Raw genomic sequence first — 26,508 nt, 5'->3', positions numbered from 1 at the left:
AGGGGAGAGTTTGGTTTAGCAAGGAGTAGGCACAGTGTGGCCACCCAAAGATTGGACTGACTTAAAGCCATCTATGGTCTGGTTGTTGGTTGTTTCCAGCTTGATAGTGGTTAGTGCACTCGACTACGCCACGGGCGTGGCGCTGTCGTTTTCCCTGTTTTATCTGTTGCCGGTCATGCTGGCGGGTCGTTGGCTCGGCTACCGCATTGGCGTGGCGGTGGCTTTGCTTTGCGCGTCTGTGTGGTACGGCGTTGAGTTGCTTTCACATACGGTAATCGAGCCTTGGATTTCACTGTGGAATGGCTTGGTGAGGCTGTGCTTCTTTCTGCTGTTTAACCACATGCAAAGTCTGATTTTGGAGGCACTCGTCAAAGAACAGCAACTGGCCCGCACGGACGGACTGACTGGGGCAATCAACAATCGCCAATTCTATGCCCTGCTCGAGGATGAATTGGCGCGCCATCACCGATTTGATCAAACCCTAAGCCTAGGTTACTTGGATGTTGATGATTTCAAAGCGGTCAACGAACTGGGTGGACACAATTTGGGTGATAGGCTATTAAAAGAAATTGTGGTCACTAGCCAAAAGACATTGCGCCGGGTAGATACCATTGCGCGACTTGGCGGGGATGAGTTCGCTGTCATTTTGCCGCAAACGGACAAAGCGGCCGCGTTAAAGGCGTTAACCAATTTACAGAGTGCACTCAACAAGCGACTCAAACAATTTCCTGGCTCAGCCTCAGTGAGCATCGGTGCGGTCAGCTGCCATAAACCCGAACTGCCTGTTGGCGCGCTCATTAAATATGCCGATGAATTGATGTACCGCGTTAAGCGAAGCGGAAAAAACGGTTTGCTGTGTGAACACATTGAGCCGCCAAATACCGTTATCGAGCCTCGGCCATAACGTTCTATGATGTTTAAAGACAAGGAAAAATTAGTGAAGCGAATGTTAGTCGCGTGCCTGTGGCTCTGCGTGCTTGCCTCCGGTACATGGGCCAGTAATGACCTCTATCAGCGTGTAGAGGCATGGCAGGCCGGGTTTCCTGCCGTCGCCCTGGGCCAGCCGTTGTACCACTCCCATGCGTTAATTCACTTTTATCAGGCCCGTGGTTTTAAAACGTTGTGGGTTGCCGAAAATGGATTGACAGAGCAAGCAAAACAGTTGATCCATGAAATCGATAGCATCGGCAATGAAGGGTTACTGCCAGAGGATTATTCGGCAGCGCTGTTCGTTCAGTGGCTGCGCGAACCAGCAGCGCTGAGCACTGAATTGCTAGACGCCGAGCTGCTGCTGAGCGACCGGTTTTTAACGCTGGTGAATCATCTCAGCGCCGGTAAAACCGATCCCAATCAAGTGGCTGAACAATGGCGCGCGCCCTTGGTAAGTGATCAGGGCTTGGTTTTTTTAGAAAAAATGGCGGCAGGGCAAGCGCTGGCAACGGTGCTCGATAGCGCGAGGCCTCAGCAAGCCCGCTATCGGCGCTTGATCGATGCGCTCGCTCAAATGCGCGCACTTGCAACTGAGCCCTGGCCGGCATTTTCGCTGCGACCCTCCATAAAGCGCGAGGGTCGCGACAGTAGATTGCCCGATATTGCGCGGCGTCTGCAACTGCTGGGCGATTTGGATGTCCAGTGGTCCGGCAGCAGTTTAGATGCCGATTTAATTGAAGCGGTGCGAAATTTTCAGCGTCGTCACGGACTGCAACAAGATGGCGATATCGGCCCGGAAACCTTTAGAGCGTTGAATGTGACGCCCGCTGAGCGCGCTGTGCAGATAATGGTGAACTTAGAGCGCTGGCGCTGGCTCGATAGTGATTTGGGTAAGAAATTTCTGTTGGTCAATATTGCAGGCTTTGATCTACGGGTAATTGAAAATGACGATCGCATTTTGCAACAGCCAGTGATCGTTGGTCGTGATTACCGGAAAACGCCCGTGTTCTCCGATAAAATTCGATATTTGGTTTTCAATCCCACCTGGACAGTACCGGCAAAGCTGGCCATTCAAGACAAATTACCGGAGATTAAAGCGAATCCAAATTATCTTGCCGAGTACGGCTTTACGGTGTATCGCGGCGGCAGTCAGGACATTGTCGACCCCAGCACTGTGGATTGGGCGACCGTAAACGCGAAAAATTTTAACTTTCGATTAGTGCAGGCGCCGGGTCCATTAAACGCACTCGGCCAAGTAAAGTTTATGTTTCCCAATAGTCATGACGTCTACTTGCACGACACCCCGGCGCGAGAGCTCTTTGATAAACACCAGCGCGCTTTCAGCTCCGGTTGCATTCGGGTTGCCGATCCACTGCTGCTCGCCGAGCTGTTGTTGAAAGAGGAGGGCTGGACTCGGGAACAAATTGATCAGCTAGTGGCGTCCGGCGTAACTAAAACGGTGCCGCTAAAAACGCCGGTACCTGTGCATATCGAGTATTGGACTGCGTGGGTCGATAGTCGCAATACACTCTACTTTCGAAACGATATCTATCAGCGCGACCGGGTCTTATACGAATCGCTGATACAACCCCTTTCTCCCCCAGCGGCGCACTAGGAGCGTCTTTTACATGAATCGAGTGAATGCTTTCATATCTGCCTTTGTGCGTGTTAGTGCAGCCATTGCGTTGCTAATAATTGCCGCAAAAGCTCATGCTTTCGATGCGCAGTTGGCACCATTTTCGGCTGCCATCAATGATCGAAAAATCGATAGTGCCATTACCTTTCAACCCGTGCTGCCCAACCAAGTTATTACCCTATCGTTTGCGGATGATCATACCTATGAGTTGGATCTAGGCACCACGCAGGTAAAAAGTGTGCAGGGAAAAATCAATTGGGCAGCGCCATCAAAGGCGGGTTATTACCCATTGATTGTTCGGCAGCTGGGCAGCGCCCGGCAAATCGCGCTGCAAATATTTGTGATGGTGCCAGCCTCCGAAATAGTTGAGGGTAAATTAAACGGCTACCGCATTGGCGATTATCCGCCCGCGCGCCACGGTTTAAAAAGTTACGCAGCGCCCATCGGTTACATTGAAGTGCAGCCAAACATGTTGGATCTGAAAGTTTCACCCCACTTTACCTTGGGCCAGTTTCTTTGCAAGCAGGCGAGCGGTTATCCAAAATACCTAGTGTTGCGCCCGCGATTGCTGCAAAAACTTGAGCTGTTGTTGCAAGATATCAACGCGCAGGGCATCGCCACCGATGGCTTGGTGGTCATGAGTGGGTATCGCACGCCCCACTACAATCGCGCCATCGGCAATGTATCAGCCAGTCGGCATTTGTACGGCGGCGCGGCAGATGTGTATGTGGATGTATCGCCTAAAGACGGCGTGATGGATGACCTAAATGGCGACGGTAAAGTCGATCTAAAAGATGCCACGCTCCTGTATGAGCGCGCCGACGGAATTGTGCGTCGTACTGGCAGAAAAGATTTGGTGGGCGGAGTGGGCCGTTACAACAGCAACAGCGCGCACGGGCCATTTGTGCATGTGGATGTGCGCGGTTCTCAGGCGCGCTGGGGCTTGGATTAAGGGGCGCGTTAAAACGCCCAACTGAATCCTGCGCGCAGGGTAAAGTTTTGTGCGCGCGCACCTTCGGCATTGAGCAGATCGCGGGAGTTGCCGTAACTGGTAATCCAGTTAATACCCACGTAGGGTTTGACCGCGGCTGTGTAGTGATAACGCAGCCGCGCACCCAACTCCAATGTGCTTAGCCCTGCACCCACGCTCGTTGCCACATCATCGTGGCTATTGAAAACCACCTCCGCCTTTGGAATCAATTCGAGGCGGGGCTTGAGCTGGAAGACATGTTCTGCGCCCAGCAGCAGGCTCTGATTTTCGCCATGGGCAAAGCCGGTAATTTCTAGGGCGGTGCCCAGCGCGTTTTCCCCAGTGAACGAAACAACGCCCCAGCTTCGGGTGGGATCCGGATAGGTATCCATGCGCACCCCGGCGCGCACCTGCCACCGATTATTTAGGGCGGTTTGTACCAAGAGTTGAAGCTCGTGTGAACCCAGCAGGCGATTGGGTAATTCGGCTGCGGTTTTAAGGACGAGCGCGCGATTGCTGGCATTGCCGAAAAACAATTCGCCATCCCACAGGAGCAAACCTTGACTTCGAGCCTCCAGCTGATCGAATTCGCCAGAGAATTGTGCGCTGTCTGCCCAGGCGTGAGACATGCTGGCGATAAGGCAACTTGTAAACAGTAGCGATGGTTTCACGCGGTGATCCTTGGGTGAGTGGCCGCCATAAATCAGCCGAAAGTGCTAACCAGTTATAGCTTAGTGGTACGAATGGCGCGTTATACCGCGTGCCATTGGGCTGTGCAAACAATAATGGTTACTATGCAGAGTCTGACAGGAGGTCTGGCTAACATGACACACATTCACCGCCGCGCGTGCCACCTCTGCGAAGCCATTTGCGGGCTCGAGATTGAATCCGAAGGCGAGCAGATTCTTAGCATTAAAGGCGACAAGGACGATCCCTTGAGTCGCGGCTACATTTGTCCTAAAGCGGTGGCTCTGCAAGATATTCACACCGATCCGGATCGCCTGCGCGAGCCGCATATAAAAACCGAGCAGGGCTGGCGGGCCGTGAGTTGGGCCGAGGCCATCGACCATGTGGCCGAGCGCTTAACCCGGGTGCAGGCGCAACACGGCGACGACAGCGTGGCGGTCTACGCCGGCAACCCCGCCATTCACTCGGTGGGTACCTGGCTCTATTCCGGTATGACCACGCGCGTGCTCAATACCCGCAACCGCTTTTCGGCGACCTCGGTAGATCAATTGCCGCATCATGTAGTGGGCCGGTTAATGTATGGCCATTGGCTGCGCATTCCCATCGTAGATTTAGACCGCAGCCAGTGGTTGCTGATGTTGGGCGCCAACCCTTTGGCGTCTAACGGCAGTGTGATGACAGCACCCAATATGCCGGGTCGCCTCAAGGCGTTGCAGGCCCGCGGTGGCAAACTCATTGTGGTGGACCCGCGCCGCACGGAAACTGCAAAACTCGCCGACCAATACTTGCCCATGCCACCGGGCAAAGATATCTACTTTTTGCTAGCCATGTTGCACCACCTGTTTGATCGGCAATTGGTGAATCTCGGCCATCTACAACCCTATGTGGCGGGGATAGACACACTCGCCGATGCCCTCGCGCCCTTCACGCCTGCGTTGGCCGAACAGCACACCGGCATCACTGCTCGCACCATCGAAAATTTGGCGGAACAGTTGGCACGCGAGCCGAAGGCAGCTGTGTATGGACGCATGGGTGTCTCCACCCAAGCCCACGGCAGTCTGTGCCAGTGGGCCATTCAACTGCTCAACATCGTCACCGGGCATTTGGATGTGGAGGGCGGTTTATTGTTGACGCGCCCAGCCATCGATCCAGCGGCGCCAGGCAGCAATCCGCAAGAGCTGGGTAAGCGCCATTCGCGGGTGCGCGGTCTGCCGGCGTTTGCCGGCGAGTTTCCCGCCGCCACCCTGGCCGATGAAATACTGACACCGGGCGCAGGGCAGGTGCGCGCAATGGTGACTATCGCGGGCAACCCCGTGCTTTCTACTCCCAATGGCGGCCAGCTCGATCAGGCGCTCGCGCAATTGGATTTTATGGTGGCAGTGGATTTTTACCTCAACGAGACCACCCGCCACGCCGACGTGATTTTGCCGCCCGCCTCGCCGCTAGAACGCGATCACTACGACCTTATTTTTCTGGCGCTGGCGGTGCGCAATACCGCCCGCTACTCAGAGGCATTGTTTGCCAAGCCCGAAACCGCCCGTCACGATTGGGAAATCTTTGCCGAGCTGGGCAATGCGCTGCGCGCGCGCAAGGGGCAAGCCGTTAAACCAGTGGTGCCGCCGGCGCAGATGTTGGATCACATGCTCCAAGCCGGTGCCTACGGGCTGTCGCTCGCGCAATTGCGCGACCAGCCGAGTGGGGTGGATCTCGGTCCCTTGGCGCCGCGCATGGCGGAGCTTTTTAGCGCCGAGCAACCCATCGAATTGGCGCCTGAACCATTTCTGCAAGCGGTGCGCGAACTCCCCAACCCGGCAACGCCCGATTCCGCGCTACAGCTCATCGGCCGTCGCCACATGCGCTCCAATAACTCGTGGATGCACAACTACCACCGGTTGGTAAAGGGCAAGCCCCGCGATCAGCTGTTCATGCACCCCGTCGATATGGCCGCGCGCGGCATTGTGGACGGTGCGCAAGTGGCCATTGCCAGTCGCATCGGCAAGGTCCAGGCCAAGGTGCAGGCCTGTGAAGATTTGATGCCGGGTGTGGTCAGTTTGCCCCATGGGTTTGGCCACCATCGAGCTGGCATTGGCACGCAGGTGGCGTCTCGCCATGCCGGCGTGAGTGCCAACGACCTCACGGACCATATGGCGCTCGACAGTGTGTCGGGCAACGCCGCTGTAAATGGTGTGCCCGTCACAGTTAGCGCCATTGCCGAGTCAAAAGTGGAGCCGGTCACAGCCTAGGCCACCAGCGCCGTGCTAGCATCGTCCGTCTTTTGACCACAGTGAAGTATTCCCATGGAGCAGCGAGCCGAACCTGCGCGCGCGGCAGTTGTACCGGGCGCAGACCCCACCCTCATTCGGTCTCGTGCGCCCGGTCAACGCCGAGCGGCGCAGGTTAAAAAGATCAATCCCTTCGCCAAGGATCCAGTTACCGGTTGCCTCAATTACATGGCCTTGCGGCCGCACTTGCTGGATGGCGATGTGCTGTTGTTTCGGCCACGGGGTTGGTTGGCGCACTGGCGTCGATTGAACGGTGGCGCCGCCGAGCACTTGGGATTGATCGCTCGCTGGGGCGATCGAGTCATGGTGTTCGAACAGACTGCTACCGGCGTCAACGCGCGACTCTTGTCGGCTTGTTTAGAAGATTTCTCGGGCTCAGTGGAATTGTACAAGGCTAAACCCAGCCTGAAGATGAGCGCCTCCCAGCGGCAGTTGGCTCGCGCACACCTGTTGAGCGGGTTAACCGCCAGACCCGGCTGGCGAGAGCGTTTGGCACCGGAGGTCGATGGCGTCGAATTGGCCTTGGCTGCCTACCAATGTGCAAATTTGCCGTTGCTGCCGCCCGAGCCCGACCCAGAGGCCACGCTATCAGCCGCGCGTGCGCTGGTGCGTGCGCCGCAATTAGCGCGGGTTGGCCCGCTGAAATAACGAAAGATTGGGCCCCTGTTGTCTGCGCCAGCAGGGGGGTAAACTAGCCCACCCCAATCGTGAACCTTCGCCATGCGCGCCCTCTGTCCCCACTGCCGACTTTCTGCCACGGCCTGCTTGTGCGCCAGCGCCGTGCCTTTGCGTGCGGCTACCGAGCTCTTGGTATTGCAACACCCCGACGAAGTGCGCCACCCGAAAAACACCCTGCGTTTGGCGCGTCTATGCCTACCCGAAATACAGGTGCGGGTGGGGGAGTCGCCCCAGGATTTTGCCGACCTGCCACAATGGATTGGCTCGCGTCGCGCGCTGCTCTGCTACCCGGACGACACCAGTGCCACCCTCGAGCAGGTGGCGCCGCCGGAGCTGTTGATATTCATTGATGCCACATGGCGCAAAGCCTATAAAATACTGCAGCTCAATCCGTGGCTGCAGGCGTTGCCGCGCTGTCACTTCGACGCGGCGCCGGAGGGCGATTACCGCTTGCGCAAAACCTCACGGGCGGGTGGCTTGTCCACGCTAGAGGCCATTGCCTATGGGCTAAACTGTGTGGAGTCGGCGGACTACAGCGCCCTCAATCAGTTGCAGGCGCTGTGGGTGGAACGGATGCAAGGCTTTATGCCGGAGGACGTCAGGCAGCGTTATGAACCTTGAAGCACTGGAATTTACTCGCCGTCAGGGGCTGGATTTGCCCTTGGCGAATGCGTTTTATAAGCGCGTCGACAAGCGCTTAAAGGCCCGAGCGGATGAGCGTGTGTGGACCGCCCAGTGGCAGGGTCAGACAGTGGCGGCCTTGCGCCTGCGGCCATTGCCATCGGGTGAGCACCTAGTGACCGGTGTATTGGTAGACCCCGAGTGGCGTTGCCGAGGCATTGCGCGGCGTCTACTCGAGGAGGCCCGCGTCGATTTCAGCCGCCGCTACACCTACCTGTTCTGTGAGCCCCAATTGGCGCCACTCTATACCCATACGGGCTTCCAGCAGGTGCAAAAAAACGACATGCCAGACCCGCTAGTAGGCCGCTGGCAGGCCTATCAGCGCAAGACTCCCGAACTCATTGCCATGTGTTTTAACTGACGGAAATTCCCCATGGGTTGTTTGTATTTTAAATTGCACGATGTACCCGCGCCCGAAGCCGAGGCCGTGCGCACGCTGCTCAACGACGCCGATATCAGCTTCTACGAAACCGATGCCGGCAATTGGGGTTTGTCTTTGGCGGCCATTTGGCTTACCCACGAGGCCGACAAAGCTCGCGCTGACGCCCTTTTGGCCGACTACCAAGCCCAGCATCGGGCCGAGGCCCAAGCACAATTGGCCGAAGCCGGGATGGAGAGTTTGGCCCAGCGCTTTGCGCGCCAGCCGCTGCGATTCATCGCGGCGCTCCTGGCGGTGGCCGCGATACTTTATTTATCCGTCATGCCCTTTACTGGCGCTTGGTCCTGACCCGTGAGCAGCGTCCAGAAGGCGGCGCGGGCCTGCGGGCTGTTGTCGCGCTCCGTAAAATAGGCCACGTGCGCATCGGCATCGGCACGGGGGTTTAGCACAATGCCCCACAACGGTTTGATCTGGTTGGGTACCAGCGAATAGCGCACATCCACCACGCGGTGTTGATCATCCACCGCCACGTAGCCGTTGGAAAACCAGTGAAAGCGTGCGATGTCGCGCGCCTGTTGGCTGTGTTGATCCAGCCACGGAAAATCGCGCACTACCTCGAGCTTGCGCAAGCGATCGCCGGGGTACACTTTGGGCTGGCCCAGCACGCGCACGGCGTCCACATAAAAGTGCTGATCGGTTTCGTACACCAGCTTCCACAGCCACAGGTTGGCGAAGGTGGGTTTGGCTTCTAGACGCACCGGCACGTGGCCCCGCGCCTGCGCCAGCTGCCAACCGGCGGCCTCGGCGCGCTCGCGCTGCAGCGCGCCCAAACTTAAGTAACACAGTGCCCACACCACACCCAGTTGGGCGCAGCGAGGATTGCGCCGCACTAGTCCAAACAGCAGCAACACCAACAGCGGTAAAGTAAACAGCGGATCGATGATCGACACTGTGTTCCACGCGAAGCGCTGGTCCGACAGGGGCCATAACAGCAGGGTGCCGTAGGTGGTACAGGCATCCAGTAGCGCGTGGGTGGCATAGCCAAGCGTGGCAAACAGCAGCGACTGTTTGAGACTCAAACGCAGACGCCGCCCCAGCAGCCAGTGCAATAGCCAGCCGCACACCAGTCCACCAATGGGAATAAACAGCAGCGAGTGGGTGAATTGTCGATGGAATTCCAGAAACAACAGGGGGTCGGTGCTGGAGCGGATCAACACATCCAAATCCGGGGTCATGCCGGCGATACCGCCGATAACGGTGGCGCCCACAAGGGTTTTGGCTTTGGCGGTGCTCTGCGGCAAGGTGGCGCCCAAGACGCCTTGAGTTACGGGGTCCATACTAATGTCACACACAAAAAGAGTGCGGCCACTGTAAAACGCCCGGCAAAAACCCGCCAGCCCCATGCGCCGACCGGATAGAGATCGTATGATGGGCGCCACTCGGTACACTTGGTTACAGCCACGTTTAGCAAGGAATGTTCATGTTCAAAGCACTGCGCGCCCGCGGGCAAGCGTTGTATGACAAATGGCACAGCCCAAAGCCCATTGAAGATACCGGCGCGCTGTTGAGCCCGACGCGACTCGGCCAATTGCGCCTGCAGCAATTGGAGACGCTGCCCGAGTCAGTGTTGCAGGCCTTTGCGCCCGATCCCTTGGCGTGGCAGGACCCGCGCTTCGTCGGGCGTGAGTTGGCCTTGGCAGCGCTGGAAAAAGTAGTGGCGCAATGGCGCGAGGGCAACGGCCGGCTGGCGGTGCTGGTGGGGCCACCGGGTTGTGGGTTGACGTCAACCCTCAATCAACTGCGCGAACAGGCAGAGCGGGTCAGCTATTTGAGTTTGCCGCACCGGCCCTGCTCCCATGCCGATGTCATGCGTCTGCTGCAATCGGTGTTCAGCCTAGACACTGCACCCACCAGCACTAGCGCCGCCATCGAGTTGATCAACAATCTACCGCCTAGCATTATCCTGTTAGACGACGGCCACATGCTGTTGGCGCGCAAGATGGGCAATGGCGCAGCCTTGCAAACCTTGGGGGCGGTGTTGCTGGCGACCCAGGAGCGCCACTGCTGGGTATTGGCGTGCGCCAAACAAGCGTGGCGGCGGCTGTGTTTTATGTACGGTTGTCATCGCCTGTTTGTGCACGTGGTGGAGATTGAATACTTCACCGAGCCAGAGCTTACCCAATCGGTAGAGGCGCGCTTGTACGGCTTGGGTTACCAATGGCAAGTGCGCGTAGGGCTGAAGGAGGGGGAGCGCGACCCGCTCGCGCCATATTTTTCGCTCTTGCACGACCACGCCGAAGGCCATCCCCAGCTGGGTTACTTTTTGTTGTTGCAGGCGCTGATAGTTGAAGAGCAGGGCCAGCTATTGGCCCTGGAAGATATACCGCGCCTTGATGTCGCCGGCCTCAAGAGCTGTGCCGATGATGAATTGTTTAGCCTCGCTGAGATTTACGCCCACGGCGGGCTCCACAAGGTGGAGCACGAAACCCTGTTTCGGCTAGCGCCCGATCAAAGTTTGGTGCGCCTAGAGCAGCTGCGCCAGTTGGGCCTGTTGGTGCGCGATCAATCCAATTACCGGTTGGCACCGCTCATGGCGCAGGCCACGGTACAGCACTTGGTAAACGCCAATCGGCTCTATTAAACGCGGCGAATGACGGACAGAGAATTGACCTATGGAAATGCCCAGTGAAGCGCTTGAAAAGTTTTTAACGCTGTTTTCGCCCGGCAAGTTGATGGCGATAGCGCTGTTGGTGGCCGCGGCGTGGCTGCTGCTGACCCTCATGTTGTACCTGTTGCAGCAGCTGGCCTTACAGTTTCCGCGGCACCGCTTGCTGATCAACCGCATCTACCCGCTCACGCGGGTGATCATTTGGAGCGCCGTGGTGCTCTACGCCGTGGTCGGCATTATTCAACCCCACGCCAGCGTGCTTTTCGCGATCATGGGGTCTGCCGGTTTGGCACTGGGTTTGGCCACCCAAGAGCCCATCAAAAACATGGTGTCGGGCCTCATTATCATGATCAATCCGCCCTACCGGGTGGGCGATATGGTGAATCTGGCGGGCCACTACGGCGAGGTGATCAAACTGGAGTGGAGTGTCACTTGGCTGCGCACCTTCGATGACAATACCGTCATGGTGCCCAATGCCGAGGCGCTCAAGACGGCGGTATCCAATTCCAACAGCGGCGCGTTGGATGAGCAAATTGCGGTCACTTTGCAGTTGCCTGCGCACTCTGATCACCAGCGCGCCATGCAATTGGCGCGCGAGGCCACGCTCTGCTCACCCTACTGTTTCTTGAAGAAGCCGGTAGCGGTATTGCTCGGCACTGAAAATGTCATGGGTCAGGTGATGCTTACCATCACCATCAAAGCCTATGTGTTGGATGTGCGACTGGAGCGGCGTTTTGCTACCGACATCCACGTGCGCGTAATCGACGCCTACAAAACGGCGGGCCTGTGGCCGCTGCCCTTTGAGCCAGTCAATGCGGCTTAGCGCATGAGTTTTTGAGGGTTGGGGGCAGGGTGCAGACACTCGAACAGTTAATGGGCAACCACCACCAAACTGGCAGCGTGCAATGGTTGGCGGTGCGACCGGCGCGGCGCGAGCCCATGGCGGTGGTGGATGCCGTCGAAGCGCTGGCCGATCGGGGTTTGACGGGCGATCGCTATGGCTCCAAAGGCGGCAAGCGCCAAGTGACGTTAATTCAGTGGGAACATCTGCCCGTGGTCGCCAGTCTACTGGGCCTGGGCGCCCTCGACCCCGCGCGGCTGCGCCGCAATATTGCCATCTCCGGTATCAACCTTACGGCGCTAAAAGATCGTCAATTCCGTTTGGGCTCGGCAGTCTTGGCCTACACCGGCTTGGCGCACCCCTGCTCGCGCATGGAAGAGGTACTGGGTGCAGGCGGTTACAACGCCCTGCGTGGCCACGGCGGCATCACCGCACGGGTGCTGCACTCGGGCGTGATTCGAATGGGCGATACCTTAACGCCGCTGTAACGAACGCCGCTGTAAGGCCGCGCTATTTCAACAGCGATTTAATTGCACCCGCAATGTCCTGCACCTCGTCCATGCACACTTCGTGAGCCATGGGGTAGGTTTGGTAGTGCGGCGCCAAGCCCATGTCTTGCAGGCGGCGGCGCGCTTCTATGCCCATGGCCTCGGGCACCACATCATCGCGATCACCGTGAAATAAAAACACGGGTATCTGGGCGTTGGCGGCGCTGGGGGTGAGGCTCTTCCAGGTGGCGAAATAGGTCGATAGCGCCAAAATGCCGGCTAGGGGTTTGGCAAAGCTGAGCCCGCAGTGGTAGGCCACTGCGCCGCCCTGGGAAAAGCCCGCCAGCAGGATTTTATCGCTGGCAATACCGCGCGCAATTTCCCGCTCGATCAGCGCGGCGATGGCGTCGCTGGAGGATTGAATCTGCGCCTCGTCGATCTTGCGCTCGAAGTCCATGGCCAAGATGTCGTACCACGCGGGAATCACATAGCCCCCGTTTATGGTCACGGGAATTTGCGGTGCATGCGGAAAAATAAAGCGCACCGCTAAATCCGTGAGCCCCAGATGCGGCACCAGGGGTTCAAAATCGTGGCCACTGGCGCCCAGCCCGTGCAGCCAAATGACGCTGGCAGTGGGGTTGGGAGCGGTTTCGACGGTAATGTGAGGCAGGTAATTCATTTATACTGTCCGGAAATTTTTGGGGTGTGTCATGGCTGCTGATGATAACTGCTTTTCCTGTGCCTTTGGCGATCTGACGCTCACGCGCGCGTCGCGCAGCCACAGTCGCACAGAGCAAAACCTGCAAGCCTGGGACGCCGCCGATGAATTATTGCTCGCGCATTTAGCTGAGCAGGGCGTGGCCGACGGCGCGCGCCTATTGATTGCCAACGACGCCTTCGGCGCCCTGGTCACCGCTTTGCCCACCAATACTGCCATCGCATTTTGCTCCGATTCCTTTTTAGCGGCGCGGGCCGCGCGCGCTAATCTTTTAGCAAATGACAAACCTGATGCGCACATTGCGTGGCACACCAGCCTAGATGCGCCGCAACAGCCGCTGGATTATTTGCTCATTAAATTGCCCAAAAATTTATCGCTCTTGGAAGATCAGTTATACCGGTATCGCCATCTGTGCAGCGCGTCTACTCAAGTGATTGCAGCGGGCATGGTCAAGCACATGAGCGCGGGAGCCTTCGACCTGTTCGAAAAACTGCTGGGCACCACCGCCACATCGCTGGCCAAGAAAAAAGCGCGTTTGATTTTTTGCACGCCTCAAGAAAACTGTCGGCAATCGGGTAGCTCGCCCTACCCATTGCGCTATGCTTTCGAAGCGCGAAACCTCACGCTCAGCAACCACGCCAACGTATTTTCCCGCGCGTCAATCGATATCGGCACGCGCTTTTTTTTGCAGCAATTGCCGCGCGCCGAGGCGCCGCTACACATTGCCGATTTGGGTTGCGGCAACGGCCTAGTGGGGCTGGCAGTGGCGCAGCAGATGCCCCAGGCGCATATCGATTTTTACGACGAATCGCACATGGCCTTGGCCTCTGCAAAACAAAATATGTGTGACCACTTTCCGCAGCGTGCAGACCAGTGTCAATTTATCGCCGATGATTGCATGGCCAGTGCGAACGCCGATCAGTACGATTACATCTTTTGCAATCCGCCCTTTCACCAACACAATGTGGTGGGCGGTTTTGTGGCCAACCAAATGTTTCACGATGCCCGCCGCGCCTTGAAAACGGGCGGTGAATTTTGGGTGGTGGGCAATCGCCATTTGGGTTATCACGTGCACCTCAAGCGCATTTTTGGCAATCTGGTGCAGGTGGCAGCCAATGAAAAATTTGTGGTTCTGAAGGTCAAAAAGCGATGAGCGTTTGCCCAAAATGTCACTACCAGCGCACCCATAAAGATGCCCAGGTGCATCCAGATCTGTGCCCGGCGTGCGGCATAGCAATCAATAAATGGCGGGCCCGGACGCCGACTGACGCAGAGCCCGCCACAGGGCCCACAGCCCCGGCGGCTACGCACAACTTGAGCAGCCGCTTGCGCGAGCACTTCATGTGGGTGCCCGAGCCTTCGCCCACGGATAACCTGTGGGGGCGAGCACTAGTGAGTGGATTGTTGGGGTTGTGGGGCTTGTGGTTTGTGGTGCACGGCGTCGACTGGGAGGTGATCGGCGGTTCGTTTATGCACAACATCAATTTGCCTTTTCACGAATTTGGCCATGTGCTGTTCATGCCCTTTGGTCGCTTCATGACTATTCTCGGTGGCAGTCTGTTTCAGGTGATGTTGCCGTTGATCTTGTTGTGCGCATTCAGTTTTCAGCAACGCGACAACCACGCTGCCAGCGTCATGTTGTGGTGGTGTGGTCAGAGCTTGGTGGATCTAGCTCCCTATATTGCCGACGCCCCTTATCGCGGGCTGCCCCTCGTGGGTGGTGCCGGCGAGGAAAGTCACGATTGGGGCAATCTGCTCACCCAATTGGGTTGGCTGGATCAGGCGCAGACCCTCGCGCGCGCCAGTTTTGGGCTGGGTGCCGTGGTGATGGCTGCATCTTTGTGGTGGGCGTTTTGCCTGTTGCGCAAACGCCATCGACTAAACCACGAGTCCTGAGTTTGCCTTTTACTTTGCCCGCTCCCATAGGCTTGTTATTCTTGCTCCCACACTCCCCAAGAGTCTGCCCGTATGTCCATACCTATCGCGTGTTTAATCATCGCCGCATTGCTCATACTGATATCCAAAGCCCCTGTGGCCGTTGCCATGGCGCGCTTGGATGGCCGTTACGACAACCGCAACCCGCGGGCCCAACAGGCGAGGTTGCAAGGCTTTGGCGCCCGCGCACTGGCGGCCCATCACAACTGCATTGAAGCCTTTCCGCTATTTGCCGCCGGCGTGTTAGCCGCGCTGTGGGCGGGCGCGTCTGAACAATGGGTGAATGCCCTGAGTATCATTTTTATCGTGGCGCGGGTGTGTTACCTGTTGCTCTATTGGTACGACTGGGACAAGGTGCGCTCCCTCGTCTGGGGCGTAGGATTAACGGCCAGCCTGTGGCTGATGGCGCTAGCACTGTAAATTTGGATTAATCGATATGAGTTCCCTACAAGATCAATTGTTGAAAGCCGGCTTGGTGGATAAAAAAACTGCCAAAAAAGCGGGCAAAGATATGCGCAAGCAACAAAAGGTGGCCAAGAAATCGTCACAGCCTCAAGTGGATGAAGCCAAACTGGCCGCAGAGCAGGCGCGTGCAGAAAAGATTGCCCGCGACCGTGCGCTGAACGCCGAGCGCGACGCCGTGGCCCAACAAAAAGCCATTGCCGCGCAAATTAAGCAGATGGTCGACACCAACAAGCAAAGCAAAGGCGATGGCGACATCGCCTACAATTTCACCTTTGAAAAGAAAATCAAAAAAATCTATGTCTCGGCTGCCGTGCAAGCGCACTTAATTGCGGGGCGATTGGTGATCGTAGGGCTTGAGGGGCGCTTTGAGTTGGTGCCCAAAGTTATCGCCGAAAAAATTCTGGAGCGGGATCCAAACATGGTGGTGTTGGCGCCCAAACACGCGGAGCCCGACAACGAAGACGATCCCTATGCAGACTACCAAATTCCCGACGATTTAATGTGGTAACACCATGACGGACGCGCCAGCAGTCGTCGCGGCCACCGAGGCATGGTTGGCGTCGGTAGTTATCGGGTTAAACCTGTGCCCCTTTGCGCGCAAGCCGCAGCGCGCCGGTACCATTCGCTATGCAGTGTCGAGTGCGCGCGACGATGAAGCCGTGATGGCCGATTTATTGCGCGAGTGTCAATTGCTCGATGAACAACCCGCTGAACAGTTGGAAACTACACTGCTGATTATTCCCGAGCACCTACAGGATTTTTTCGACTTCAATCACTTTTTAAATTTGGCGGACTGGCTCTTGGAGCGCTATAGCTACACGGGTGTGTATCAATTGGCGACCTTTCACCCCCACTATCAGTTTGCCGACACCGCGCCCGACGACGCAGAAAATCTTACCAATCGCGCGCCCTATCCCATCTTGCATTTGTTGCGCGAAGACAGCATGGCCAAAGTATTGGACCAATACCCCGATCCCGAGGCTATCCCTGAAAACAATATCCGTAGAGTCAGCGCGCTGAGTGAAGCGCAGCGCAGACAATTATTCCCGTATCTTTTTGCGACCTAGCGCGAACTGCCAACAACCTATCAATCGGAGTGATCACATGCATTATCTGCACACCATGGTGCGCGTACACGACCTCGATGCCTCATTAGATTTCTATTGTAAAAAATTGGGCTTGATCGAAATCAGCCGCAAAGACAGTGAAAAAGGCCGCTTTACTCTGATCTTTTTGGCCGCCCCCGGCGATGAAGCCCGCGCGCGTGAACAGCAGGCGCCCATGCTGGAGCTCACCTACAACTGGGACCCAGAAACCTACACCGGAGGTCGCAATTTTGGCCACTTGGCCTACCGCGTTGAAGATATTTACGCGCTGTGTGAATCCCTGCAGCAACAGGGCGTGGTCATTAACCGGCCACCGCGCGATGGCTATATGGCATTTATCCGCTCGCCCGATGGCATCTCCATCGAGCTATTGCAGCAAGGTGAACCCAAAGCGCCCGCAGAGCCCTGGGCCTCCATGGCCAACGTGGGTGAGTGGTAGCGATGGCGGCGCCAGTCAACCTGCTGCAGAAGCTTGCTTTGATCAACGAGCACTGGTCGCCCAAGGTAGTGGCCGAGATGAACGACTACCAATTCAAACTCGCCAAGCTCAAGGGTGAGTTCGTTTGGCACAGTCACGACCATACCGATGAAGTGTTTATGGTGCTCAAAGGCGAGCTCACTATCGAACTGCGCGACGGTGCGGTGGCGCTCAGCGAGGGCGACTTGTACGTTGTGCCCAAGGGTGTCGAACACAGGCCTGTGGCGCAGCAGGAATGCCAGGTATTGTTGGTAGAGCCGCGCGGGGTGGTCAACACCGGCGAGGCCGGCGGCGATTTGCAGGCACCCAATGACGTGTGGATTTGAGCCGCCGCCAGCGACTATGGGCTATGCTGAAACGATTGCGAGCAAGCTGACCGACATAAAAGCAGATCGCCACTCCTAACACAGGGTAGGGCTATGTTAAAAATTGTTGCCATCGACCACCTAGTACTGCGCACAGACAATCTTGAACCCATGCTGCAATTTTATGGTGATGTGCTGGGGTGTACCTTGGAGCGCGAAGATCTTGAGTTAGGCCTCTATCAACTGCGCGCAGGCACCGGCTTAATTGATCTGGTCACGCTCGACGGCACGCTCGGCAAGCAGGGCGGCCCGGCACCGAGCGCGAAGGGCAACAACCTGGACCACCTGTGTTTGCAAATAGAACCTGAAGAAGAAACGAAAATCCTGCAATACCTCGAGGCTCAGGGAATCGAAGCCGGTCCCTTCAAAGAGCGCTACGGCGCACAGGGCTTTGGCCCTTCACTTTACCTACAAGACCCCGACGGCAATACCGTTGAGCTGCGCTGCCATCGCTACTCCTGATTAGCGCTCAACAGTTAACGCTACATTTTTCCGCATGGCCGCATAGTGTCTATCGAACACGACGAAATAATTAATCAACTGTTCGCCCTGCCGACAATGACCGGCCACATCCAGTGCCAGTGCCGCAGATTCGGCAGTGGACAAATAATTGTCGTGGGCCGCTACCCGCGTGGAATAGCGTGCACGGGCCGCGGGGTTAAGCTTGAGTGCCGGCACCCCCTGTAACCAAGGGCTCAGGTTATACATGCGCCGCCCCTGCTTCCACGTACCATCCAAAAAAATTAGTGTCAAAAGGCGCCCGTCAGCCACCGGCTCGGACAAGACTTTGCGTTCGCCCTGTTCGTCACCGGGAAATATCACCACGCATTGGCGGGCCGGGTCTGCCAGCAACGCCAACAGCGCGGGCTCAGGGCTGAGCCTATCCCACAAAAACGCATGGCACCGGTCTGGAAAACAATCGGCAATCAAACGCCCGGTATTGGTGGGCTTAAACAACTCATCGCGGTGCATGATCAACACAAACTCCGCTGGGCAATCTGCGCTCTGCAAGTGCGCGCAAATGCAATGGCTCGAGGTTAGCTGACAGCGTTCACAGCGAATGGCGGAAATGCCACGGGCATTGTAGTGACGAGTAGAGGTCGCCATCGCTTGCTTGCGCAAGCGGTGGTAGGCAGTTTCGGACGTGCGCGTGTTAGCCATAGCCAGAATCAGCGTTGTGCAAAATAGGCGCGCATTATATCGCAGGTATTGGGTGGGAGCGTATCTGGATATTGGTGTTCGGATGCGGCGTTGTATAAAGCCGTGGCTGGCTACATATATAAAAGCCGCAATATTTTGCTGATTGGGGAATAAGCTTGTGATAACTTACTGAAATTACTGCAATTGGTCCGTTGAGTTGTTCATTGGTTGGCTAGGTATGTGGATCAGCATCATAAAATATTGCAAATTTGAATCAATTGCTAAAACAGATAAGCGGTAATCCAAGTAGGTAGTTGGATCCGTCATGACAGCCAATTTACTAGCCGTGACGCTAATAATTGCTGAGTGTGATTTTTCAAAGGTATCTATTGTAAATTTAAGGGATCTGCAAAAAATGTGGATTTAGTCAATCAAAGTAGAATAGTAGGCTTGAACTTCTGCATTTGTTTAAGGTTTGTTAAATGATTAAATTAAAATTTCTATTGGCCATAGTGCTGCTTGCGTTAAGCGGTTGCACCAATGTAAGCAATCTTCCATCTAACTACGTATTCAGTCCTGACTCTGAAACAGGGATATTACTGGCGTCTGTGAGCTATCACGGCACCTATTCTGGATATTCTATAAAGTTCAGAAAAGTAGGGGGTGCTGAGTGGCAAAAAATACAGATTGGGTCTGGAACAGCTTTCTTGCCTCCAGGAATGCTTGATTGGGATATAGAGGCGCCAGGGTTAAGGGGTAACGTTTTTGCCATTGAACTACCTGAGGGTGAGTATGAATTTGCATCTTGGTTCGTATCAAGTGGAGTAGCTTCAATAGGTCCAGTTGATCCATTTAGCATCAGATTCAATATCTACCCAGGAAATATAACTTACGGCGGCGGATTTCACTTTATAAGAGAGTCTGGGTTTGGTGCCACGGTAACAGGTGTGAATGTAAACTACGAAAACAAATACGATCGAGATGTTCCGATTATAAGAAAAAAATATAGAAACCTCGACACTAAATTAATTAAAAATAATGTTGAGATAACTGATCCAATTTCTAAGTTAGGGGCCGGTAATTCAACAACGATTACGCCAATATTTATTATGTACTAAAGAAATTTAGGGTAAGTGTAAAGCTGCTAACAGCTAAAGATAGCTAGGTATTGGACAAAAAGATATGCCAGATAAAAATACTTCACTACCTAACTAAGCGTCCTTAATTCAGCTATAGATGCTAGGGCTTTAACTTGAAACCAATGAGATCTGGCGGACTGGTACACGAATTGCCCCTTGATTTGGCCAACGGGCTCGCTGAAGAAGGCGTAATTGGCGCTTGGGAAGCCCTGTCTGCGATTGGTAGAAACGAGTTTATTTGTTGGATCGAAGACGCCAAAAAACCGGATACACGGGATAAACGCATTGTTCGAACTATCGGGCAGCTGCTCGAGGGCAAGAAGCGGCCCTGCTGCTGGGTAGGCTGTATTCATCGCACAGATAAAAAACCAAGCCAATGGCAGTAGGAAGTTTTGATCAATAAAACACCAAAAAAACAGGCGCCAATAAGCGGCCAATAAACACTCAGCGCTCGAGATTCAGCACCCGTCAAACGCCAAGTTTTCGCATTCCCCGTTCGCTCCCGCCACAATTTACATGCTTCTATGTGCCTCCCAAAGCAGTTACCATGCAACAACAGCCTGTGGAGCACCTCATGATTCGAATAATAGTTATCGCAGCAATCCTGTTTCTGGTATTTGTCTTTATACGACAGCTTAGGAATTATTTAGCCCGCGATCAAAAGATTGAAGAGCTAAAAGAGACCCGGCTCGATACCCACATGAAAGACATCGACAAAGAAATCGCGAAAGAAAAGCGCCGCCAGGAAGAATTGGAGGCGGAAATTCAAGATATCAAAACTGAAAAATCGAAACACAACAAGGAAGAAGATCAATGAATGGCATTCCAACTAAACTCATTGCGAGCGGCGTTGCATTTGTGGCGCTCATCATACTGTTCATCACCGCTTTTGGTATTAACGATGCGGGCCACAGAACGGTGGTTCAGTACCCAACCGGCACTCTCTACGTAAAATTTACACCGGGTATCTACCCGCAGTGGTTTGGCACCACCGAGGTGTATAACGATGTACTGACCTTCGATTATGACAAGACCCCTTCCAAGGACGAGTCGTCTATTGATCAATTGGGTATTTCCGTGCGTTATCAGGACGGTGGCACTGGCACTGTGTACGGCAAGGCGCGTTTTACATTGCCCAACGATGAAGACACCATGCTGCACTTGCACAAGGCGTTCCGCTCCAACCGGGGTGTGGCGCAAAAGCTGATTAAGTCGGTGACCGAAGAGGGCATGAACTTGACGGCGGGCTTGATGAGCTCTGAAGAGGCGTACGCCGAAAAGCGCAGCATCTACACCCAGTGGGCCAGTCAGCAAATTTCACAGGGCAAATTTCAAACACGGTTAGAAACCATTACCTCTGTGGATGAAAGCACCGGGAAAACCGTCACCAAAAATATTCCTGTAATCAGCTATGGTGAAGATGGACTACCCATTCACCTCAATAGCGATCTGGAAGATTACGGCATCGATGTTAACGGCTTCCAGATTACTGATTGGGATTTCGAGCCAAAAACGCTGCAACAAATTGCCACCAAGCGCGAAGCGACAATGGCGATCATCACCGCAAAAGCCAATGCGGAGCGCGCCAAACAAGACGCTATAACATCAGAAGAACAAGGTAAGGCCAATGTAATGATGGCCAAATACGAAAAAGAAGTGGTGAAAGAGCGCGCCATTGTTGATGCGCAGCGTGAAAAGGAAGTGGCCGTGATCACGGCGCAGAAAAACGTCGAAGTCGCGCGCCAGATGAAGCTTGAAGCCGAACAAAAGAAGCTGGCTGCGGTGGAATATAAGCAGGAACAAATTCTACGTGGTGAAGGTGATGGTGCCTATAAACGCATTGTAATGGAAGCCGATGGCGCCCTGGCACAAAAACTGGCCACCTACGAGCGCGTAATGAATCGCTTTGCCGGCGCCGTTGAAAAACAAAAATGGGTACCTGAAATTCAAATGGGTCAATCCACCTCTGGCGGCAGCAGTGCTATGACACTCATCGAAATGATGGGTGTGAAAGCCGCAAAAGACTTATCCCTAGATATGAAAGTCAAAGATTGATTTGCTTGATGTTGGCGGGAGTCGTTGCGATCATCTTGATGTCTAATTAATAGATAGATTGTGAGAGAATCGACAACGTAAGTATCGATAACGTAATACGCTCATAACATCAATCACCCGCACAAAAACGGCCCCATATACGGGGCCGTTTTTGTGTGGCAGAACTAACCTAGCGCACTCGACGACGTAACATCGGCAAGCTTACCAATGCAATCAGCATTAAAAACAGTGAGCTTGGCTCAGGCACAGAGGTGCCGCCGTGGTCTTTCAAAAACGAGAAGGTATTCAGCGCGTAGATGGCGTTGTCATTCATGCCTGTGTAATCCGCGCCACAAATGGGATCGCCGCAGGCTGTGGTGGTCGCAATCATGTCTACATCGGCAATGATAAACAGTGAGCCGGCGCCAGCGGCATACTCGCCAGCGCTCCAGTAGGCAGACGTCACTTCACCTTCGACATTGGTGCCCGCTACGTGGCCGCCTTTGGCTAGGATATCGGCTTCGTCCAGTTTTCCTATTGCATAGTGTTGCGTCACATCACTGGCCGTGCCGAAGGGGCCGTCAAACAGCGGCACGCCGCCATTAGAGACGCTCCCCGTGCTGACACTGGTTGGTACACCAAGCATTTCAGAAAACCAATCGTGGCTGCTGTCGTCGCTGAGAATGAACAGATCGCCACCGGCCAAAAAGAAATCGAGCACCGCTGCACCAAAGCCAGGGGCATCGGTATCCGACACCCAGGGTGCAATAAACATATCGATGCCACTCAAGGACGCCGCATTAACAGCGCCCATGGTAACGGTGCTGATGGGTTCTTCTACGATCCCGCCGGGCCCGAAGTTGACGGGGTCTTCAAGTGCAGAACGAAAATCGGAAATGTAGGCACCATCCCAGGACCAGCTGCCACTCCCGGGTGTCAGGGCCGAGGATGCGCCGCCAACAACATAGGCGAAAGTACTAGTAGAAAACAATGCAATTGATAGTGATGAAGCCGTAAGTAGTCGTTTAATATTCATAGCAAGTATCCCTGTGCAATAGTGTGAGTTTTGCAGCAGGCAATGGTTGCAGATAACATACCAATTATCGGATTTTTTAGCTGATTGAATTCGCTAGCAAAATTAAAGCGAAAATATTTCTTTGTTAATTTATTCGACAGAAATGTTGCTAGAGGCGACATCATAAAATGCTGCCGATGTTAAGCGGAATTTACGGAAAACGTACTGGTTTTATTGGTGCGCTTTTACATCGTGTTGCGGTATATGTATTGGCAGCATGGACTCGTACAAATGTATTACCGCTAAATAGTAATTGAGGTGCCAATTTGAGAAATGTGGCGCTTCAATCGTTTAAAGTACCGCAGTTTTCCACCAAAAATCTAATAGGTTTGGCCTATGTGACGAGCCGATTTGAACCGCGCGCCGTCACGATGTTTACTGCTGCTTCGCGTTAAATTTTTGCATCAGTGCAGCGGTTGAGCCATCCACTTCGATGGCTTGACCCCCTGCCAACGCCGGATATATTTCCGTACACAGTTGTTTGCCAAGCTCCACACCCCACTGGTCAAAGGCATTGATACCCCAGATGACGGATTGTACGAATACTTTATGTTCGTAGAGTGCTATCAGTGCGCCCAGAGTTCTCGGCGTTAGTTTTTCTAGGAGCAGTGTATTGCTGGGCCGATTGCCTGGCATAACCTTATGGTGTGCGAGTGCTGCCGCCTCAGAGTCGCTGTAACCCATGGCGATAAACTCAGCCTGAGCTTGCGCTGCATTTTTACCTAACATCAGTGCGCGACTTTGACTGATACAGTTGGCAAACAGTTGCGTATGGTGATCGCCCAGTGGATTGTGGCTGGTGAGCGATACAATAAAATCTGCCGGCACGAAGCGCGTGCCCTGATGCAGCAATTGATGGAAAGAATGCTGGCCGTTGGTGCCGGGCTCGCCCCAAATCACGGGGCCGGTATGGTGTTCAAGATAGCCGCCCTGCTGATAGGCGCTCTTGCCGTTGCTCTCCATATCCAGCTGCTGAATGTATTTGGTAAAGGCGCCGAGGTAGTGGTCGTAGGGTAAAATCGCGTGTGATTCCGCGTCCCAAAAATTGATGTACCACACACCCAACATACCCATTAACACCGGTAGATTTTTATCCAGCGGTGCGCTGGTAAAGTGTTCATCCATGTCTGCGGCGCCTTCTAAAAGCGCGCGAAAATTGGCCATGCCGCAGGCCAGTGCGATGGGTAGACCAATGGCGGACCAGAGCGAATAGCGCCCGCCCACCCAGTCCCACATGGGGAAAATGTTGTCGGCATCAATGCCAAAGTTTTTGACTTTTTCAATGTTCGCGCTCACGGCCACAAAGTGGCGCGCAACGGCGGCATCATCTTGCGCGCTATCTAGCAACCAGTGGCGCGCTGAGCGCGCGTTGGTCAATGTTTCTGTGGTGGTAAATGTTTTGGAGGCCACAATAAACAGGGTGGTTTCTGGTTTAAGTCGCTTGAGAGTCTCTGTGAGATCGGAGGCGTCCACATTGGACACAAAATGCAACTGCACATCACGTTGATGGTAGGGGGTTAATGCCTGCGTGACCATCATGGGCCCGAGATCTGAGCCGCCAATGCCAATGTTGACGACGTCGGTAATTTTTTGGCCGGTAAAACCGCGCCACTGACCACGATGTACAGCGGCGACAAATTCTTCCATCTTCTTGAGCACGGCGCTGACCTCGCCCATGTGCTCCGGTAGACTGCCGCTGCGCGCGCGCAGCGCCGTGTGTAACACCTGCCGTTTCTCTGTGGTGTTAATGGATTCGCCGGCCATCATCGCTTGAATGCGCTCGCTGAGGCCGCGCTCCTTTGCCAGGTCCATTAACAGTGCAATGGTTTCGTCTGTAACAAGATTTTTAGAGTAGTCCAGCGCAATACCCGCCGCCTCCACACTAAACGCTGCTGCGCGATTGGGCTGCTGTTGGAACAAATTCAGCATATTCATATCGCCGCTAGCGGTTCTATGACCGCGCAATGCGGCCCAAGCGATCGTGGTAGTTGGCTTAGTCATCCTGTCCTCCAAAAATCCGAACACAATTCTACACACTTGGGGCGACTCTGTGGTCATTAATAGCGCTATTATGCGGTGCTGGGTGAAAGCTGGAATACCGCTACAATCAATAGACAAATGGCCAAAAGGGATGCGAACGTGAAAGACGATCTACAGCAAATGGGTGAGCTTTATACACTGGTGGCTGAGTTTTTGGTGACCTACAGTTTTCAGCTGTTGGGTGCATTGATCATATTTTTAGCCGGCTGGTATCTATCGGGCAAGCTCGCACAATTAGTGCAGCGCCTGTGCGAGGCGCGCAATATTGATGTCACACTCAGTCGTTTTATTGGCAGCACCGTAAAAATTATTGTATTGGCCATGGTGGCGATCATGGCGCTGGGGCAACTCGGTATCAGCGTTACGCCCTTCGTGGCGGCCATTGGCGCCTTAACATTTGGCTTGTCGTTGGCGGCACAGGGCTTGGTTTCTAATTATGGCGCCGGGGTGAATATCATTATTGGCCGACCCTTCGTGGTGGGCGATACCATCTCCGTATGTGGCGTCAGTGGTCAGGTAACCGATGTGCGGCTCGGGCAAACGCAGCTGATCAATGAAGATAGGGTCACAATCACCATCCCCAATAAGCACATCATTGGCGAGATCTTGCATAACTCCAACGCCCACACCTTGGTTGAGGCGCAGGTGGGCGTGGCTTATGACGCCGACATCAACCGTGCTATTGAGGCTATTACCCAGGCGATTGTCACGACGGTTGGCACGGAGGCAGACACGGAGGCGGAGGGCAACCGCGCGCCGGTGGTTGGCATTGAGTCCTTCGGTGACAGCAGTGTGGATATCGGCTATCGCTATAAGGTCGAAACGCCGAAATTGTTTGCGACGAAATACGCCGTTAACAAAGCAGTTTTTGAGGGTTTAAAGCAGGCCGGCATCGAGATCCCGTTCCCGCAGCGAGAAGTGCGTATTAGCCAATCGGCCAGCGCATAGACCGTGAATCTGCCCCTGCACAAAGTGAAAGGGTTTGATTTGCCTTTTCTGGCCAGTGGCAGTACCGTTGGCACAGCAATTTTACCCTAAAATAAGAGCATTCAATCAAGGATTCAGCAATGACCGACGCCGTCGCCCCAGGGACTAAATTCTCCGCCCATCCCGCCATGTTTAAAGCCAGGCCCTTTAGTTTCATCTTGTGTGTCCTGCTGTGCGCTGTGGGTATTGGTATCCTTATTTTGATGGTGTGGTACGTCAAATGTAAGTCCACCAAGCTTTCAATCATCGACAACGAGGTGGTGTTGGAGCGCGGGCTACTGAGCAAAGAGCGCATCGAATTGGGATTGGCGAGTATCCGATCGGTGCGCGTGTATCAAAGCTTTTTAAATCGCATTACTGGCGTGGGAAAAATCACCGTGTTTACCGCCGGAGACAGCCCGGAGTTTGAGGTGGATGGCATTCCAGAGCCCAATAAGTTTCGTGAATTGACTTAACCCGCAGCGAAGGATTGCCCTATGACTAGCGACAGCCAAGATCAAAAAGAATCTCGCAAGTTGCTTATTGTTATCGCCATTATTGTGGTGGCATTGATTGCTGCAGTTTTGCTGATGATGCCAATGCTCACCGAGCTTGTGCAAACGGAATTTGAGCCCGGTGTGGGCATGAAGCAAGCGGCGGTCATTTCTTTTTTTGTAACCATCGTGACCTTGGCCTTTTTTGCGATCACTGCAGGCGATGGTTTGCTCGGTGAATTGCAATTCATGTTGGCAGGATTTTTTTCGTTTTTTATTGTGATGTGGTTGTTGATTGCTTGGGTTTTTTAAC

Annotated in this window: 32 protein-coding genes; 26 read left to right on the top strand and 6 right to left on the bottom strand. The window is 54.6% G+C overall.

Annotated elements, in window-relative coordinates:
- Positions 1-34: 34 nt before the first annotated feature.
- The 3 genes from FHS30_RS17400 to FHS30_RS14550 are packed head-to-tail and all read left to right on the top strand — an operon-like array spanning position 35 to position 3,518.
- Positions 35-904, top strand: a complete 870-nt coding sequence (locus tag FHS30_RS17400) for a diguanylate cyclase (protein WP_183911241.1) — start codon at positions 35-37, stop codon at positions 902-904.
- Positions 905-946: 42 nt separating this feature from the next.
- On the top strand, positions 947-2,545 hold the full coding sequence (locus FHS30_RS14555) for a L,D-transpeptidase family protein (RefSeq protein ID WP_246341380.1): 1,599 nt from the start codon (positions 947-949) through the stop codon (positions 2,543-2,545).
- A 13-nt stretch (positions 2,546-2,558) separates the two neighbouring features.
- Positions 2,559-3,518: a D-Ala-D-Ala carboxypeptidase family metallohydrolase gene (locus FHS30_RS14550; RefSeq protein ID WP_183911239.1), complete on the top strand. Its 960-nt coding sequence runs from the start codon at positions 2,559-2,561 to the stop codon at positions 3,516-3,518.
- 8 nt (positions 3,519-3,526) lie between these two features.
- Here FHS30_RS14550 and FHS30_RS14545 read toward each other — a convergent pair whose 3' ends face one another.
- The gene (locus FHS30_RS14545) at positions 3,527-4,207 is read right to left on the bottom strand and encodes a copper resistance protein B (RefSeq protein ID WP_183911238.1); all 681 of its coding nucleotides are present in this window, start codon (positions 4,205-4,207) and stop codon (positions 3,527-3,529) included.
- A 153-nt stretch (positions 4,208-4,360) separates the two neighbouring features.
- Here FHS30_RS14545 and FHS30_RS14540 point away from each other — a divergent pair, with 153 nt between their 5' ends.
- From FHS30_RS14540 to FHS30_RS14520, 5 genes are all read left to right on the top strand, one after another.
- Positions 4,361-6,466, top strand: a complete 2,106-nt coding sequence (locus tag FHS30_RS14540; protein ID WP_183911237.1) for a molybdopterin-dependent oxidoreductase — start codon at positions 4,361-4,363, stop codon at positions 6,464-6,466.
- Positions 6,467-6,520: 54 nt separating this feature from the next.
- A complete protein-coding gene (locus FHS30_RS14535; RefSeq protein WP_183911236.1) occupies positions 6,521-7,153 on the top strand; it encodes a hypothetical protein in 633 nt (210 codons plus the stop codon).
- A gap of 72 nt (positions 7,154-7,225) precedes the next feature.
- Positions 7,226-7,804 carry a tRNA-uridine aminocarboxypropyltransferase gene (locus tag FHS30_RS14530; RefSeq protein ID WP_183911235.1) on the top strand — a complete coding sequence of 193 codons (579 nt, stop codon included), beginning with the start codon at positions 7,226-7,228 and terminating at the stop codon, positions 7,802-7,804.
- Positions 7,794-8,225 carry a GNAT family N-acetyltransferase gene (locus FHS30_RS14525; RefSeq protein WP_183911234.1) on the top strand — a complete coding sequence of 144 codons (432 nt, stop codon included), beginning with the start codon at positions 7,794-7,796 and terminating at the stop codon, positions 8,223-8,225. Before FHS30_RS14530 ends, FHS30_RS14525 begins: the two co-directional genes overlap by 11 nt.
- A 12-nt stretch (positions 8,226-8,237) precedes the next feature.
- Positions 8,238-8,591 (top strand): DUF6164 family protein, encoded by a 354-nt coding sequence (locus FHS30_RS14520; RefSeq protein WP_183911233.1) that lies wholly within the window; start codon positions 8,238-8,240, stop codon positions 8,589-8,591.
- On the opposite strand, the gene FHS30_RS14515 is transcribed toward FHS30_RS14520, so the two are convergent.
- Positions 8,552-9,580 carry a metal-dependent hydrolase gene (locus FHS30_RS14515; protein ID WP_183911232.1) on the bottom strand — a complete coding sequence of 343 codons (1,029 nt, stop codon included), beginning with the start codon at positions 9,578-9,580 and terminating at the stop codon, positions 8,552-8,554. The two genes, FHS30_RS14520 and FHS30_RS14515, sit on opposite strands and share 40 nt — an antisense overlap.
- Before the next feature lie 143 nt (positions 9,581-9,723).
- Here FHS30_RS14515 and FHS30_RS14510 point away from each other — a divergent pair, with 143 nt between their 5' ends.
- The 3 genes from FHS30_RS14510 to FHS30_RS14500 are packed head-to-tail and all read left to right on the top strand — an operon-like array spanning position 9,724 to position 12,240.
- Entirely contained in the window at positions 9,724-10,884 is a 1,161-nt protein-coding gene (locus FHS30_RS14510) for an ATP-binding protein (protein ID WP_183911231.1), read from the top strand.
- Between the two features lie 31 nt (positions 10,885-10,915).
- Positions 10,916-11,734 (top strand): mechanosensitive ion channel family protein, encoded by an 819-nt coding sequence (locus tag FHS30_RS14505; RefSeq protein WP_183911230.1) that lies wholly within the window; start codon positions 10,916-10,918, stop codon positions 11,732-11,734.
- Between the two features lie 29 nt (positions 11,735-11,763).
- Positions 11,764-12,240: an MOSC domain-containing protein gene (locus tag FHS30_RS14500; protein WP_343049186.1), complete on the top strand. Its 477-nt coding sequence runs from the start codon at positions 11,764-11,766 to the stop codon at positions 12,238-12,240.
- Positions 12,241-12,262: 22 nt separating this feature from the next.
- On the opposite strand, the gene FHS30_RS14495 is transcribed toward FHS30_RS14500, so the two are convergent.
- The gene (locus FHS30_RS14495; protein ID WP_183911229.1) at positions 12,263-12,919 is read right to left on the bottom strand and encodes an alpha/beta hydrolase; all 657 of its coding nucleotides are present in this window, start codon (positions 12,917-12,919) and stop codon (positions 12,263-12,265) included.
- Between the two features lie 31 nt (positions 12,920-12,950).
- Between FHS30_RS14495 and FHS30_RS14490 the strand changes: the two genes are divergently transcribed.
- The 8 genes from FHS30_RS14490 to FHS30_RS14455 all read left to right on the top strand — a co-directional run bounded on the left by FHS30_RS14490 (position 12,951) and on the right by FHS30_RS14455 (position 17,769).
- Positions 12,951-14,111, top strand: a complete 1,161-nt coding sequence (locus tag FHS30_RS14490) for a methyltransferase (RefSeq protein WP_183911228.1) — start codon at positions 12,951-12,953, stop codon at positions 14,109-14,111.
- The gene (locus tag FHS30_RS14485; protein WP_183911227.1) at positions 14,108-14,854 is read left to right on the top strand and encodes a hypothetical protein; all 747 of its coding nucleotides are present in this window, start codon (positions 14,108-14,110) and stop codon (positions 14,852-14,854) included. Before FHS30_RS14490 ends, FHS30_RS14485 begins: the two co-directional genes overlap by 4 nt.
- Before the next feature lie 72 nt (positions 14,855-14,926).
- On the top strand, positions 14,927-15,313 hold the full coding sequence (locus FHS30_RS14480; protein WP_183911226.1) for an MAPEG family protein: 387 nt from the start codon (positions 14,927-14,929) through the stop codon (positions 15,311-15,313).
- A 16-nt stretch (positions 15,314-15,329) separates the two neighbouring features.
- The gene (locus FHS30_RS14475) at positions 15,330-15,866 is read left to right on the top strand and encodes a DUF2058 domain-containing protein (RefSeq protein WP_183911225.1); all 537 of its coding nucleotides are present in this window, start codon (positions 15,330-15,332) and stop codon (positions 15,864-15,866) included.
- Positions 15,867-15,870: 4 nt separating this feature from the next.
- Complete coding sequence (locus tag FHS30_RS14470) at positions 15,871-16,425, top strand: DUF1415 domain-containing protein (protein WP_183911224.1); 555 nt, start codon at positions 15,871-15,873, stop codon at positions 16,423-16,425.
- A gap of 37 nt (positions 16,426-16,462) precedes the next feature.
- The gene (locus FHS30_RS14465) at positions 16,463-16,903 is read left to right on the top strand and encodes a VOC family protein (RefSeq protein ID WP_183911223.1); all 441 of its coding nucleotides are present in this window, start codon (positions 16,463-16,465) and stop codon (positions 16,901-16,903) included.
- 2 nt (positions 16,904-16,905) lie between these two features.
- A complete protein-coding gene (locus FHS30_RS14460; RefSeq protein WP_183911222.1) occupies positions 16,906-17,268 on the top strand; it encodes a cupin domain-containing protein in 363 nt (120 codons plus the stop codon).
- 93 nt (positions 17,269-17,361) lie between these two features.
- Positions 17,362-17,769, top strand: a complete 408-nt coding sequence (locus FHS30_RS14455) for a VOC family protein (protein ID WP_183911221.1) — start codon at positions 17,362-17,364, stop codon at positions 17,767-17,769.
- Here FHS30_RS14455 and FHS30_RS14450 read toward each other — a convergent pair whose 3' ends face one another.
- Positions 17,770-18,468: a tRNA-uridine aminocarboxypropyltransferase gene (locus FHS30_RS14450; protein ID WP_183911220.1), complete on the bottom strand. Its 699-nt coding sequence runs from the start codon at positions 18,466-18,468 to the stop codon at positions 17,770-17,772.
- A 461-nt stretch (positions 18,469-18,929) separates the two neighbouring features.
- On the opposite strand from FHS30_RS14450, the gene FHS30_RS14445 reads away from it, so the two are divergent.
- The 4 genes from FHS30_RS14445 (at position 18,930) to FHS30_RS14430 (ending at position 21,641) form a co-directional block, all read left to right on the top strand.
- A complete protein-coding gene (locus FHS30_RS14445; protein WP_183911219.1) occupies positions 18,930-19,565 on the top strand; it encodes a hypothetical protein in 636 nt (211 codons plus the stop codon).
- 143 nt (positions 19,566-19,708) lie between these two features.
- Entirely contained in the window at positions 19,709-19,972 is a 264-nt protein-coding gene (locus FHS30_RS14440; protein WP_183911510.1) for a YdeI/OmpD-associated family protein, read from the top strand.
- 188 nt (positions 19,973-20,160) lie between these two features.
- Complete coding sequence (locus FHS30_RS14435; protein ID WP_183911218.1) at positions 20,161-20,403, top strand: hypothetical protein; 243 nt, start codon at positions 20,161-20,163, stop codon at positions 20,401-20,403.
- A complete protein-coding gene (locus FHS30_RS14430) occupies positions 20,400-21,641 on the top strand; it encodes an SPFH domain-containing protein (protein ID WP_183911217.1) in 1,242 nt (413 codons plus the stop codon). Before FHS30_RS14435 ends, FHS30_RS14430 begins: the two co-directional genes overlap by 4 nt.
- Before the next feature lie 169 nt (positions 21,642-21,810).
- Here the strand turns inward: FHS30_RS14430 and FHS30_RS14425 are convergent, their stop codons facing one another.
- Together FHS30_RS14425 and pgi are read right to left on the bottom strand one after the other, a co-directional pair.
- The gene (locus FHS30_RS14425) at positions 21,811-22,656 is read right to left on the bottom strand and encodes a PEP-CTERM sorting domain-containing protein (RefSeq protein ID WP_183911216.1); all 846 of its coding nucleotides are present in this window, start codon (positions 22,654-22,656) and stop codon (positions 21,811-21,813) included.
- A gap of 414 nt (positions 22,657-23,070) precedes the next feature.
- Positions 23,071-24,696 carry a glucose-6-phosphate isomerase gene (pgi, locus tag FHS30_RS14420; RefSeq protein ID WP_183911215.1) on the bottom strand — a complete coding sequence of 542 codons (1,626 nt, stop codon included), beginning with the start codon at positions 24,694-24,696 and terminating at the stop codon, positions 23,071-23,073.
- A 138-nt stretch (positions 24,697-24,834) separates the two neighbouring features.
- Here pgi and FHS30_RS14415 point away from each other — a divergent pair, with 138 nt between their 5' ends.
- The 3 genes from FHS30_RS14415 to FHS30_RS14405 all read left to right on the top strand — a co-directional run bounded on the left by FHS30_RS14415 (position 24,835) and on the right by FHS30_RS14405 (position 26,507).
- On the top strand, positions 24,835-25,683 hold the full coding sequence (locus FHS30_RS14415) for a mechanosensitive ion channel family protein (protein ID WP_343049182.1): 849 nt from the start codon (positions 24,835-24,837) through the stop codon (positions 25,681-25,683).
- 119 nt (positions 25,684-25,802) lie between these two features.
- Positions 25,803-26,177, top strand: a complete 375-nt coding sequence (locus tag FHS30_RS14410; protein ID WP_183911213.1) for a PH domain-containing protein — start codon at positions 25,803-25,805, stop codon at positions 26,175-26,177.
- Between the two features lie 21 nt (positions 26,178-26,198).
- On the top strand, positions 26,199-26,507 hold the full coding sequence (locus FHS30_RS14405; protein ID WP_183911212.1) for a hypothetical protein: 309 nt from the start codon (positions 26,199-26,201) through the stop codon (positions 26,505-26,507).
- Position 26,508: the final 1 nt, after the last annotated feature.

Origin of the sequence: Simiduia aestuariiviva (assembly GCF_014192475.1) — a bacterium.
GTDB lineage: Bacteria > Pseudomonadota > Gammaproteobacteria > Pseudomonadales > Cellvibrionaceae > Simiduia > Simiduia aestuariiviva.
Note: the sequence above shows the minus strand (reverse complement) of the source record. Positions and strands in the feature narration are given on the sequence as shown.